Genomic DNA, 13,142 nt, shown 5'->3' on the forward strand with positions numbered 1-13,142 from the left:
AGAAGAGATGTCATTAACAGTGGATAGTGGTCAAGCATTACAGCGTTGTTTGGCATTAGATATTGGTGGCACGAAAATTGCTTCTGCTATTGTGAAAAATGGCGAAATTGAGCAACGAAAACAGATTTCCACGCCACAAGATGATGCCGCGCAAGCCATGCATCAAACTCTTGCTCAGTTGCTAAAAGAATATGAAGGACAGTTTGATTATGTTGCCGTTGCTTCAACGGGCATTATTAATCAAGGCATTCTGACTGCACTTAACCCTAAAAACTTGGGTGGATTAGCCCAATTTCCGCTAAAAGACAGCATTGCGCAGCATACTGATAAACCGATTGGGTTGCTTAATGACGTGCAAGCTGCAGCCTATGCAGAGTATCAACTACAAAATCCTGATGATGTGCAAAACTTTACCTTTATTACGGTTTCCACAGGTGTGGGTGGCGGTTTAATTTTAAATCATCGTTTGCTCACTGAGCCAAACGGCATTGCAGGGCATATAGGTCATACTTTGGCCGATCCTAATGGGCCAATTTGTGGTTGTGGTCGCCGTGGTTGTGTTGAAGCCATTGCATCAGGTCGTGCCATTGAAGCGGTTTCTTCTCAATGGGATGATCCTTGTGATCCGAAAGAAGTTTTTGCACGTTTTCGTCAAAATGATGAAAAAGCGACCGCACTTGTGACTCGTTCAGCCCAAGCCATTGCGAATTTGATTGCGGATTTGAAGATTGGATTAGACATGCAAAAGGTCGTGGTGGGCGGTAGCGTAGGGTTGGCAGACGGTTATTTACCGTTGGTTCAATCTTTATTAAGTGAACTTCCTGCTGTTTATCATTGTGAATTAGAAAGTGCTAAATTCGGGCAAGATGCAGGCTTGATTGGTGCGGCGTACTGGGTAAAAGATTGCTTATTACAAGCAAAAAATACAGGGGTGGTTTATGGCTAAAAACGGCAATATTTTAAATACCATCAGCTCGTTATATCGTAGTTTAACGAAAACTGAAAAGAAAATTGCGGATGCAATTTTATTGAATCCTGATCTTGCAGTGCAAGCTCCTTTAGCTGAAATTGCCGCCCATTTAGAAGTGGGAGAGGCGACCTTTGTGCGTTTTTGTCGTACTCTAGGCTTTAAAGGATTCAGCGATTTTAAATTGGAATTATCCATTGAGCTTGCGACAAAAGATGGCAAAGATAATACCGTATTAGATTCAGATATTACCGATTCTGACAACTCATTGAATATTGCGCATAAGCTCAAATCTGCCATTAATAACGTGATGGATGAAACCATTAATTTATTAGATTTTGAGCAGTTGGAAGACGCCGTAAAAGCCATTCAGCAAGCGAATCGTGTCTTTTTATTTGGTGTGGGCACATCGGGTATTACAGCAGAGGATGCCAAAAATAAATTGATGCGTATCGGTGTGCAAGTGGATGCGACAGGTAACAACCATTTTATGTATATGCAGGCATCTTTATTGACGAAAAAAGATGTGGCAATTGGTTTGAGCCATTCCGGTTATTCTCAAGAAACCACTCATACCATGAAAATCGCCAAAGAAAATGGCGCCAAAACCATTGCGATTACACACAGCTTGCGTTCTCCAATCACTGAATATGCCGATCTGGTTTTAGTGAATGGCAATAAGCAAGGCAAGTTACAAGGCGACTCTATCGGCACGAAGATTGCTCAATTATTTGTATTAGATTTAATTTACGCTTTATTGGTACAGGCATCACAGGAAAGTGCGGTCAAAATAAAGCAAAAAACATTAAATGTCATTTTAGAACAACGTATCAAATAGGAGAGAAAAATGCGTAACTTAAAAGGTATTTTTAGTGCGTTATTAGTATCATTCAATGAAGATGGCTCTATCAATGAAAAAGGTTTGCGTGAAATTATTCGCTATAACATTGATAAGATGAAAATTGATGGTTTATATGTAGGCGGCTCAACAGGTGAAAACTTTATGCTTTCTACGGAAGAGAAAAAACAAATTTTCCGTATTGCGAAAGATGAAGCAAAAGACCAAGTCGCGTTAATCGCACAAGTGGGTAGCGTGAACTTACATGAAGCAGTGGAATTAGGTAAATATGCAACCGAATTAGGCTATGACAGCCTTTCTGCGGTAACGCCTTTCTACTATAAATTCAGCTTCCCTGAAATCAAACATTACTACGACACCATTATTGCGGAAACAGGCAATAACATGATCGTGTACTCAATTCCGTTCTTAACAGGTGTGAACATGGGTATTGAGCAATTCGGCGAACTTTATAAGAACCCGAAAGTGCTTGGTGTGAAATTTACCGCTGGGGATTTCTATCTATTAGAACGCTTGAAAAAAGCTTATCCAAATCACCTCATTTGGGCTGGTTTTGATGAAATGATGGTACCTGCAGTCTCTCTAGGTGTAGATGGTGCAATTGGTAGTACATTCAACGTAAACGGTGTACGCGCAAGACAAATCTTTGAATTAACCAAACAAGGTAAATTGGCTGATGCACTTCAAGTTCAACACGTGACCAATGACCTCATCGAAGGCATTTTAGCGAATGGCTTATATCTCACTATCAAAGAGTTATTGAAACTAGATGGCGTGGATGCAGGTTATTGCCGTGAGCCAATGACAGCGAAAGCAACACCAGAGCAATTAGCGAAAGCGAAAGAGTTAAAAGCAAAATATTTATAAATTAATGGAAAAGTGACCGCACTTACTTCTTTCCTCTCTATAGCGGGGAGGAAAGAATGTCGGTGTGGTACTGATAAGGAAGGTTATTATGCGTCTCATTCCTCTGAACAATGAACAACAAGTCAGCCGTTGGGCGGCGCGTCATATTGCTGATCGAATTAATCATTTTAAACCTACTGCAGAACGTCCTTTTGTATTAGGTTTACCAACAGGTGGTACGCCACTTAAGACCTATCAAGAATTGATTAAATTAAATCAAGCGGGAGAAGTGAGTTTTAAACATGTGGTGACCTTTAATATGGATGAATATGTGGGTTTACCAAAAGAACATCCAGAAAGCTATCACAGTTTTATGCATAATAATTTCTTCAACCATATTGATATTCAACCGCAAAATATCAATATTTTAAATGGTAATACCAATGACCATGATGAAGAATGCCGACGTTATGAAGAAAAAATTAAATCTTATGGCAAAATTCATTTATTTATGGGCGGAGTAGGTGTTGACGGACATATTGCCTTTAATGAACCTGCGTCTTCTTTAAGTTCTCGTACCCGTATTAAAACGTTAACGCCAGATACTATTATCGCGAATTCTCGTTTCTTTAATAATGACGTAAATCAAGTACCCAAATATGCCTTAACAATCGGTGTAGGGACATTACTTGATGCAGAAGAAGTGATGATTTTAGCAACGGGTCATAATAAGGCCTTAGCTGTACAAGCAGCCGTAGAGGGCAGTATTAATCACCTTTGGACAGTGAGTGCTTTACAGCTTCATCGTCATTTCGTTTTGGTCTGTGATGAGCCAGCATTACAAGAATTGAAAGTCAAAACAGTGAAATATTTTACTGAATTGGAAGGACGCGCGATTCATAGTGTATTATAAGTGTGGTTAATTTTAATTGGATTTTAGGAAGGTATGATGAAGTATGCATTAATTAACAGCGTAATCTACACGAAAAATGAAGTGTTAAGAGATTATACAGTGGTTATTGAAGGGGAATATATTCAATCTGTTATTCCACAAAGTGAATTAGAAAGCGGGATTAAAACCATTGATTTAAAAGGTCATAATCTCACTGCAGGTTTTATTGATTTGCAATTAAATGGTTGTGGCGGCGTGATGTTTAACGATCAAACAAGCGTGGAAACATTAGAAATTATGCAAGCCACGAACTTAAAATCAGGCTGTACCAGTTTCTTGCCAACGTTTATTACTGCACCAGATGAAGATATTAAACGCGCAGTAAGTATCATGCGTGAATATTTGAATAAGCATAAAAACCAAGCGCTTGGATTACATATCGAAGGACCTTATTTAAGTCTTGAGAAAAAAGGCGTACACCGCCCGGAATATATCCGTGAAGCGACGCCAGAGATGAAAGATTTCTTATGTGATAACGCGGATGTTATCACCAAACTGACCATTGCCGCTGAAAACCCAACGGTGCAATATATTCCTGACTTTGTAAAAGCGGGTATTATCGTGTCTATTGGTCATTCTAATGCGACTTATGAAGTAGCAAAAGCCGCCTTTCATAAAGGGGCAACCTTTGCGACACACTTGCATAATGCGATGTCACCGATCAGTTCAGGACGTGCGATGGGCGTAGTTGGCGCAGTGTTAGATTCCGATGCTTACACGGGGATTATTGTAGATGGCGTGCATGTGAATTTTGGTAACGTTCGCTTAGATAAAAAAGTGAAAGGTGACAAACTTTGTATCGTGACAGATTCTCTTGCTGCTGCAGGTGCACCACCTGAATTGGAAACTTTCACTTTTGTAGGAAAACCGATTTATGTGAAAGAGGGTCGTTGCTACGATGCAAATGGTACGATTGCGGGTGCATCGATTACCATGATGGAATCGATTAAGAATGCTGTAGAGTATGTAGAAATTCCATTAGCGGAAGCAATTCGCATGAGTAACCTTTACCCAGCAAGAGCGATTGGCGTAGATGATCGTTTAGGTTCTGTTGAAGCAGGTAAAGTCGCAAACTTAGCGGTATTCACAAAAGATTATGATGTGATAGGTACCGTATTGAATGGTGAATGGAAACCAAACTAAAGTGCGGTCAAAAATAGCATTGTTTTAAACGTAATCCGCTCCTTAAACCGATCGGATTATTTTTTATGGTTGTAATTCGGTGATCTTACCGGTATCCACTTGGAACAATTTTCCTTTTCCTACTTGCATCTCTTTGAGTTGACCTTGAGTGATGGCAGTAACAAAGACTTGAGATCCACTTTGTTGCAAGCGTTCAGCTAGAAGAGCACGTTTATGTTGATCCAACTCTGAGGCAAAGTCATCAATCAGAAAGATACAATGACGCTGTTTTTGAATCATTAAATGCTCACCTTGGGCTAAACGTAGCGCACACATCAATAATTTTAATTGACCACGAGAGAGCACATCTTCCACGGGGAGTCCATTGGCTTTAAAGCGGAAATCGGCTTTTTGTGGACCTGAAACCGTATAGCCAATGGCTTTATCTCTCTCAAAGTTTTGCGCCAATAATTCACCATATTCAGTCTCTTTTTCCCACCCTTGATGAAAACTCACAGTAATCTCTAATTCGGGTAAAAATAACTGGCAGGTTTTTTCGATCTCAGGACGTAAGGCTTCTGCATATTCAGCGCGCCAATCACTCACTTGATGGGCTAATTTAGCTAATTCAATGTCCCATATTTTTATTGCAGAATAAGGCTGATTTTGACAGAGAGCGGCATTTCGTTGTTTTAATAAACGGTTTAAGGCAACCCAAGAGGAATGAAAGCTATTATGGTGGTGGAATAAACCCCAATCTAAAAATGCACGTCGAAAACTTGGCCCACCGTTTAATAGGGTAAGTCCTTCAGGCGTAATTAATTGCATGGGTAAAAGGTGAGCGAGATCGGCAATTTTATTGCCGTCTTCACCATTTATTTTCGCAATGGTATTACCTTGACGAAGTTTTTGTAATCCAACAGACCATTGATGCTGACTTTCTTGAATTTGGCCAAAAAGCGTGAAATGAGGTTCGTCGTAAGAAATAATGCGATTTGCGACCGCACTTTTGAAAGAGCGCCCATGCCCGAGATAAAAAATTGCTTCTAATAAGCTCGTTTTTCCGCTGCCGTTATTGCCGACTAAAAAGTTAAAGCCGTGATCAAATTCAAGATCCACGGCATTTAAATTTCTAAATTTTTCAACAATTAAGCGGGAAATGGCCATTATTTCTAGAGGCGCATTGGCATAATGACGTATTCTGCGCTTGCGTCTTCGCTGTTTTCAATTAAGCAGCTTGATGATGCATCTGTGAGGCGGATACGTACTTGTTGGCATTTTAAGGCGTTTAATACATCTAAAATGTAAGTCACATTAAAGCCCACTTCCATTTCTTCACCTTGATAATTCACATCCACGATTTCTTCTGCCACCTCGTGTTCTGGGTTAGATGCGGTAATTTTAAGTTGGTTTTCACTTAAGTTTAAACGCACGCTACGTACACGTTCATTTGAAAGAATCGAAGCGCGTACAAAAGCTTGTTTTAAGGTTTCCCAGTTTCCTTCTACGATACGCGTTGCATTACGTGGTAATACACGACGGTAATCAGGGAAACGACCATCAATGAGTTTTGAGGTAAACACAATGTGGTTTAAGTGAATACGAAGATTATTAGTACCAATTTGCAAACGAGCAAGTTCATCACTGCTTTCTAATAGGCGATTCAGTTCTAATACGCCTTTGCGTGGCAGAATAACCGAATGAGTTTGCAGATCTTGATCTAATTCGATCGTACAAACCGCAAGACGATGACCGTCAGTTGCAACAGTACGTAATAAATTACCTTCCGTTTCAAATTTCATGCCATTTAAGAAATAGCGGGCATCCTGGTTTGCCATTGAAAATTGGGTGGCTTCAATTAAGCGACGCAAGGTGCTTTGCGGTAAGGCAAAATCCACTTCAGATTGCCAATCCGTCAGATTTGGGTATTCTTCAGCAGGCAGAGTAGTGAGATTAAACTTACTGCGACCTGATTCTACAATGGCGCGATCTTCTTCAAAGGTAACTGTAATTTCAAATTCATCTGATAGCGTGCGGCAAATATCCAAGAATTTTTTAGCCGGAATGGTGAACGCGCCATCAGCGGTTGAAGAGGAAAGTTGAGTATAACTAGAAAGCTCAACTTCAAGGTCTGTACCTGTAATCGTTAAACGGTTATCTTCAATTTGTAATAACACGTTATTTAATACAGGAATATTCGGACGATTGCTTAATACGCCACAAACTTGCTGTAAGGGTTTTAATAGATTTTCTCTTGAAATGCTAAATTGCATCATTGGCTCCTTATGCAGATAATGTGCGAATTAAATTCGCCCAATCTTCTTGAATACTGCTGTCTTTTTCACGGAATTTTGGCACTTCACGGCAGGCATTTAAGACTGTCGTGTGATCGCGTTCAAAGGCACGGCCAATTTCCGGTAAGCTTTTATTGGTTAATTCTTTTGCTAACGCCATCGCAACTTGGCGTGGGCGAGTGACTGATCTTGCTCTGCTTTTTGATTTTAAATCAGCCACTTTAATTCGATAGTATTCTGCCACGACTTTCTGAATATTTTCAATGGTTACCAAACGTTCTTGTAAGGCAAGAATATCTTTTAATGTGTCACGAACAAAATCAATATCAATGTGACCACCTTTGAAGTCTTGCATCGCTTTCACACGGTTTAATGCGCCTTCTAATTCACGAACATTGGTGCGTAAACGTTGTGCAATAAAGAATGCTACTTCTTCTGACAGTTCCATATTATGTTCTTCTGCTTTTTTCAGCAAAATCGCAACACGGGTTTCTAAATCTGGTGGTTCAATCGCAGTCGTTAAACCCCAACCGAAACGAGATTTTAGGCGTTCTTCAATTTTTTCAATTTCTTTTGGATAGCGGTCAGAAGTCAAAATGATTTGACGGCCAGTTTCAAATAAACTATTGAAAATATGGAAAAATTCTTCTTGTGTTTTTTCTTTTTCTGCGAAGAATTGAATATCATCCACTAACAATGCATCAAGAGAACGATAGAATTTTTTGAATTGCTCCATTTTATTATCACGCATCGCTTTTACCATGTGCTGCATAAAATTATTAGCATGGATATAAAGCACTCTGGCATTCGGTTTATTCGCTAAAATGCCATTACCGATTGCGTGTAATAAGTGAGTTTTACCTAAACCTGTACCACCATATAAAAAGAATGGGTTTGCTGTTGGTTCACCAGGCGCAAGAGCGAGTTTTTGACCTACTGCACGGGCGAGTTGGTTTGATTTACCTTCAACAAAGTTTTCAAATAAATGTTTACGATTTAGGTGTGATTCAAATTTAGTCGGCGCATCAGATTCTTGCTGAAAATTTACCGCACTTTCTTGATGATTAGTTGTTTGAGTTGAGGATGATTCAACAGCTTTGGGAGCTGGTTTTACCCCTTCTTTTACGATAATTTGTAAATTTGGATTTTTAGCAAGGGCTTGGCAAATTTGATGAATTTGAGCCAAGTAGTGATTTTCCACCCAGCTTTTCACAAACATATTGGACGCATATAACACCACTTGATCTTGCGAGATTACATCCGCTTGTAGTGGGCGTAACCAAGTACTGAGATCCATCGGGGAAACCTGATCTTGTAGTTGAGATAAGCAATCTTGCCATAGGGTAGAAAGGCTCACGATAAATTATCCTTATGTTATATGCGTATAAAATAAAAGCCGCAAAAGTGCGGTTAAAAATCGAAGAGAATTTTACAATAATTTAGGCAAAAGATCTTCTGTTGGTCGTCAAAAAAAGACAAAAAGGTTGCTTGAGATTTTGTGCAAAATCCGTATAATCCCCACGATTTTAGAAGAAACGGAAGATTATTTCGGAATTTTCTCTTTTCTTATTTGACGAAAGCCCAATTTATGATTAAAATTGCGGTCTATTTTTTATAACCCTTGTTGTGTTTTGAATATCAAAACAGTAAACCATTTTGATTTAGGTAGATTACAATGAAACGTACATTTCAACCTTCTGTATTAAAACGTAGCCGTACTCACGGTTTCCGTGCTCGTATGGCAACTAAAAACGGCCGTCAAGTTTTAGCTCGTCGTCGTGCTAAAGGTCGTAAGAGTTTATCTGCATAATCACCGTTTTTAGTGATTAAGCTAAACTTCTCTCGGGAGTTACGATTGCTAACTCCCACTCAATTCAAAAATGTCTTCGAACAACCGTTTCGAGCAAGCACCCCTGAAATTACCATTCTCGCACGCAAAAATAATCTTGAGCATCCACGCTTAGGTTTAACTGTGGCTAAAAAACATCTTAAACGAGCACATGATCGTAATCGTATTAAACGTTTAGTTCGTGAAAGTTTTCGTTTATCTCAACATAATTTGCCTTCTTGTGACTTTGTCTTTGTGGCGAAACGTGGCATTGGTCAGCTTGATAATAAAACGTTTTTACAAACTTTGGATAAATTATGGGCACGTCACATTCGTTTGGCACAAAAATCCTCATCGCTTTAATTAAGTTTTATCAAGTAGCGATTAGCCCTTTAATCGGGCCCCGTTGTCGTTTTGTGCCAACTTGTTCTTGCTATGGTATTGAGGCGTTAAAAACACATGGATTGTTAAAAGGTAGTTGGCTTACGCTAAAACGTGTATTAAAATGTCACCCCTTAAGCGCCGGTGGATTCGATCCTGTTCCGCCGAAAAAGATTAATAATAACGATGAGAAAAAATAATGGACTCAAGACGTAGCCTATTAGTGCTTGCACTACTCTTTATTTCTTTCCTTGTTTATCAGCAATGGCAACTTGATAAAAATCCACCTGTTCAACAACAGACCACGGAACAAACAACAGCCGCCTCTTCTGATGTCCCGGCAAGTTCTTCTTCATCTGCTGAAGTAGTGGCAGATTCACAAACAAAAGGTCAAATTATCACATTAGAAAATGATGTACTCCGTTTGAAAGTGGATACATTAGGTGGTGATGTAATCAGTTCTGAACTATTAAAATATGATGCAGAATTAGGTTCAAAAGAACCTTTCGTCTTGTTAAAAGATACAAAGGAGCATGTTTACATTGCACAAAGCGGTTTAATTGGTAAAAACGGGATCGATACAAAAGCAGGTCGCGCGCAATATCAAGTTACTGGCGACAATTTCAAATTAGCAGAAGGTCAAAATGAACTTTCAGTGCCATTAACATTTGAAAAAGATGGTGTGACTTATCGTAAAACCTTTGTGTTAAAACGTGATAGTTACGATGTAGGTGTTAACTTTGAAATTGTGAACCAAAGTGGTAGTGCAATTGAAGTTGAACCTTACGGCCAATTAAAACACACATTAGTTGAAAGCAGCGGTAACGTGGCAATGCCTACTTATACCGGTGGTGCGTATTCTTCTTCAGAAACCAATTACAAAAAATACAGCTTCAGCGATATGAAAGATAAAAATCTTTCTATCGATACCAAAGCAGGTTGGGTTGCTATTTTACAACACTATTTCGTATCAGCTTGGATCCCAAATCAAGATGTAAATAACCAACTTTATAGTATTACAGACAGCAAAAATAACGTTGCGTCTATTGGTTATCGTGGTCCAGTGGTATCTGTTCCAGCGGGTGCAACAGAAACAATTACCAGCTCATTATGGACTGGTCCAAAATTACAAAACAAAATGGCTGAAGTGGCTAACCACTTAGACTTAACCGTTGATTACGGTTGGGCATGGTTCATCGCAAAACCATTATTCTGGTTATTAACGTTCATTCAAAGTATTGTATCTAACTGGGGTGTGGCAATTATTTGTGTAACCTTAGTGGTGAAAGCGATTTTATATCCGCTTACAAAAGCACAATACACTTCTATGGCGAAAATGCGTATGTTGCAACCAAAAATGCAAGAAATGCGGGAACGTTTTGGTGATGATCGCCAACGTATGAGCCAAGAAATGATGAAACTTTACAAAGAAGAAAAAGTAAATCCACTTGGCGGTTGCTTACCATTAATCCTTCAAATGCCAATTTTCATCGCATTATACTGGACGTTTATGGAAGCGGTTGAACTTCGCCATGCGCCATTCTTTGGTTGGATTCAAGATTTATCGGCACAAGACCCTTACTACATTCTCCCAATCTTAATGGGTGGATCAATGTTCTTGTTACAAAAAATGTCACCGACACCAGTTGCCGATCCAATGCAACAAAAAGTGATGAATTTCATGCCGTTGATCTTCATGTTCTTCTTCCTCTGGTTCCCGGCAGGTCTAGTACTTTACTGGTTAGTATCTAACTTAATCACTATCGTACAACAACAAATGATCTACCGTGGTTTAGAGAAAAAAGGGTTACATACCCGTAAAAAATAACAAATAGAAGGCATCGAAAGATGCCTTTTTTCTATCATTGATTGATATATAATCACATGGGCGTATTAATGCGCCCTCTCATTTTTTTATCGCAGATAAAAGTGCGGTCAATTTTTAGTGAGTTTTTATGAAAGAAACAATCGTCGCACAAGCGACAGCACCAGGACGTGGCGGTATTGGTATTTTGCGTGTATCCGGCCCAAAAGCGGTTGAAGTGGCACAAGCGGTACTAGGTAAATGTCCTAAACCAAGAATGGCAGATTATTTACCTTTTAAAGATGCTGATGGCTCAGTTTTAGATCAAGGCATTGCGCTTTATTTTAAATCACCTAATTCCTTTACTGGTGAAGACGTACTGGAATTACAAGGCCATGGTGGACAGGTGGTATTAGATTTGTTGCTAAAACGAATTTTACAACTTGATGGTATTCGTCTTGCGCGTCCAGGTGAGTTTTCTGAACAAGCTTTTTTAAATGATAAATTAGATTTAGCTCAAGCAGAAGCCATTGCAGATTTGATTGATGCGACTTCGGAGCAAGCCGCTCGTTCAGCATTAAAATCATTGCAAGGTGAATTTTCCAATAAAGTGAATCAGTTGGTGGATTCCGTCATTTATCTTCGTACTTATGTGGAAGCCTCGATTGATTTTCCCGATGAAGAAATTGACTTTTTGGCAGACGGTAAAATCGAAGCAAAATTACGAGAAATTATCAATCAACTTGATTTAGTCCGTAGCGAAGCGAAACAAGGCTCGATTTTACGTGAAGGGATGAAAGTGGTGATTGCCGGTCGTCCGAATGCAGGTAAATCAAGCTTACTGAATGCTTTAGCGGGCAGAGAAGCGGCTATTGTGACAGATATTGCGGGAACGACGCGTGATGTGTTGCGTGAGCATATTCATATTGATGGCATGCCTTTACATATTATTGATACCGCAGGGCTTCGTGAAGCGACAGATGAAGTTGAACGTATCGGAATCTCGCGTGCGTGGACTGAAATTGAGCAAGCCGATCGTATTATCTTAATGTTAGACAGCAGCGATCCTGACAGCCAAAATATTGAAAAAGTGCGGTCAGAATTTTTATCAAAATTGCCGAATAACATGCCGGTAACCATTGTTCGTAATAAAGTAGATTTAAGCGGTGAGGCAGTTGGGATAAAAGAAGAAAATGGAACAACGACCATTTGTTTATCGGCTCAAACGCATCAAGGCGTAGATTTATTACGTGAGCATTTAAAACAGGCGATGGGTTTCCAAACCGGCATGGAAGGTGGCTTCTTAGCACGTCGTCGTCATCTCGATGCTTTAGAAAAAGCGGCCGAACATTTACAAATTGGGTTAGTCCAGTTAACCGAGTTTCATGCGGGTGAATTGTTAGCAGAGGAACTTCGTTTAGTACAAGCTAATCTCAGTGAAATTACGGGGCAATTTACCTCGGATGATTTACTCGGTAATATTTTCAGCTCTTTTTGTATCGGAAAATAGGTTTTAGGTTATGACTTTTCATATGTTGTGGGTCATTGCGCTTGGTCTTTCGATGGATGCGTTTGCAGTATCCATTTCCAAAGGTTTGGCAATGCGCGCTTTTCGGTGGAAACAAGCGCTTGCCATTGCATGCTGTTTTGGACTATTTCAAGGCATTATGCCGGCAATCGGCTATGTTGTCGGGCTACAATTTAGTCAGATGATTCAAAATTGGGATCATTGGATTGCCTTTGCTTTACTTGCGATTATCGGTGTGAATATGATTCGAGAAGGGCTGAGCTCAGATGATGAACCTGCTCCCTCATTGATTAGTTTAAAACACTTACTAACACTTGGTGTGGCAACGGGTATTGATGCGTTAGCTGTTGGTGTCTCTTTTGCTTTTCTTTCTGTGGACATTTTGTTGGCTGTCTTCATCATTGGTTTAATCACCTTTGTCATCTCTTTTATTGGTGTAAAGAGCGGTCATTTTTTAGGGAAAAAATTCAAAAGCAAAGCAGAGATTTTTGGCGGTTTAGTGTTATTAGTCATGGCTGTGAAAATCCTACACGAACATGGTGTTTTTTAAGTGCGAATTTT

General features: G+C 39.6%; 14 protein-coding genes. 11 read left to right on the top strand and 3 right to left on the bottom strand.

Annotated features, from left to right (window positions below; all coding sequences use genetic code 11):
- Nucleotides 1-7 precede the first annotated feature (7 nt).
- The 5 genes from HMPREF3279_RS09580 (at nt 8) to nagA (ending at nt 4,767) form a co-directional block, all read left to right on the top strand.
- Nucleotides 8-946 carry an N-acetylmannosamine kinase gene (locus tag HMPREF3279_RS09580; RefSeq protein ID WP_070868997.1) on the top strand — a complete coding sequence of 313 codons (939 nt, stop codon included), beginning with the start codon at nt 8-10 and terminating at the stop codon, nt 944-946.
- A complete protein-coding gene (locus HMPREF3279_RS09585; RefSeq protein ID WP_070868998.1) occupies nt 939-1,805 on the top strand; it encodes a MurR/RpiR family transcriptional regulator in 867 nt (288 codons plus the stop codon). The genes HMPREF3279_RS09580 and HMPREF3279_RS09585 overlap by 8 nt, the downstream gene beginning before the upstream one ends.
- A 9-nt stretch (nt 1,806-1,814) precedes the next feature.
- On the top strand, nt 1,815-2,693 hold the full coding sequence (nanA, locus tag HMPREF3279_RS09590) for an N-acetylneuraminate lyase (RefSeq protein ID WP_005695560.1): 879 nt from the start codon (nt 1,815-1,817) through the stop codon (nt 2,691-2,693).
- 88 nt (nt 2,694-2,781) lie between these two features.
- Nucleotides 2,782-3,585, top strand: coding sequence for a glucosamine-6-phosphate deaminase (gene nagB / locus HMPREF3279_RS09595; protein ID WP_014064021.1), 804 nt, complete (start codon nt 2,782-2,784; stop codon nt 3,583-3,585).
- Between the two features lie 36 nt (nt 3,586-3,621).
- The gene (nagA, locus tag HMPREF3279_RS09600) at nt 3,622-4,767 is read left to right on the top strand and encodes an N-acetylglucosamine-6-phosphate deacetylase (protein WP_070868999.1); all 1,146 of its coding nucleotides are present in this window, start codon (nt 3,622-3,624) and stop codon (nt 4,765-4,767) included.
- A gap of 63 nt (nt 4,768-4,830) precedes the next feature.
- On the opposite strand, the gene recF is transcribed toward nagA, so the two are convergent.
- From recF to dnaA, 3 genes are read right to left on the bottom strand one after another with little or no spacing between them, the layout of a single operon-like run.
- Entirely contained in the window at nt 4,831-5,913 is a 1,083-nt protein-coding gene (gene recF / locus HMPREF3279_RS09605; RefSeq protein WP_070869000.1) for a DNA replication/repair protein RecF, read from the bottom strand.
- Nucleotides 5,914-5,918: 5 nt separating this feature from the next.
- Nucleotides 5,919-7,019, bottom strand: coding sequence for a DNA polymerase III subunit beta (dnaN, locus tag HMPREF3279_RS09610; RefSeq protein ID WP_014064018.1), 1,101 nt, complete (start codon nt 7,017-7,019; stop codon nt 5,919-5,921).
- A 10-nt stretch (nt 7,020-7,029) separates the two neighbouring features.
- On the bottom strand, nt 7,030-8,397 hold the full coding sequence (gene dnaA, locus HMPREF3279_RS09615; RefSeq protein ID WP_070869001.1) for a chromosomal replication initiator protein DnaA: 1,368 nt from the start codon (nt 8,395-8,397) through the stop codon (nt 7,030-7,032).
- 318 nt (nt 8,398-8,715) lie between these two features.
- Here dnaA and rpmH point away from each other — a divergent pair, with 318 nt between their 5' ends.
- The 6 genes from rpmH (at nt 8,716) to HMPREF3279_RS09645 (ending at nt 13,131) form a co-directional block, all read left to right on the top strand.
- On the top strand, nt 8,716-8,850 hold the full coding sequence (gene rpmH, locus HMPREF3279_RS09620; protein WP_005539760.1) for a 50S ribosomal protein L34: 135 nt from the start codon (nt 8,716-8,718) through the stop codon (nt 8,848-8,850).
- Between the two features lie 12 nt (nt 8,851-8,862).
- The gene (gene rnpA / locus HMPREF3279_RS09625) at nt 8,863-9,231 is read left to right on the top strand and encodes a ribonuclease P protein component (RefSeq protein WP_049369437.1); all 369 of its coding nucleotides are present in this window, start codon (nt 8,863-8,865) and stop codon (nt 9,229-9,231) included.
- On the top strand, nt 9,186-9,449 hold the full coding sequence (gene yidD, locus HMPREF3279_RS09630; RefSeq protein WP_005695569.1) for a membrane protein insertion efficiency factor YidD: 264 nt from the start codon (nt 9,186-9,188) through the stop codon (nt 9,447-9,449). The genes rnpA and yidD overlap by 46 nt, the downstream gene beginning before the upstream one ends.
- On the top strand, nt 9,449-11,077 hold the full coding sequence (gene yidC / locus HMPREF3279_RS09635; protein ID WP_049367077.1) for a membrane protein insertase YidC: 1,629 nt from the start codon (nt 9,449-9,451) through the stop codon (nt 11,075-11,077). The genes yidD and yidC overlap by 1 nt, the downstream gene beginning before the upstream one ends.
- A 127-nt stretch (nt 11,078-11,204) precedes the next feature.
- Nucleotides 11,205-12,563 (top strand): tRNA uridine-5-carboxymethylaminomethyl(34) synthesis GTPase MnmE, encoded by a 1,359-nt coding sequence (mnmE, locus tag HMPREF3279_RS09640; RefSeq protein WP_070869002.1) that lies wholly within the window; start codon nt 11,205-11,207, stop codon nt 12,561-12,563.
- A 10-nt stretch (nt 12,564-12,573) separates the two neighbouring features.
- The gene (locus HMPREF3279_RS09645) at nt 12,574-13,131 is read left to right on the top strand and encodes a manganese efflux pump MntP (RefSeq protein ID WP_070869003.1); all 558 of its coding nucleotides are present in this window, start codon (nt 12,574-12,576) and stop codon (nt 13,129-13,131) included.
- The last annotated feature ends 11 nt before the right edge of the window (nt 13,132-13,142 follow it).

It is taken from the genome of Haemophilus sp. HMSC71H05 (genome assembly GCF_001838635.1).
In the GTDB taxonomy this organism is placed as follows: domain Bacteria; phylum Pseudomonadota; class Gammaproteobacteria; order Enterobacterales; family Pasteurellaceae; genus Haemophilus_D; species Haemophilus_D parainfluenzae_R.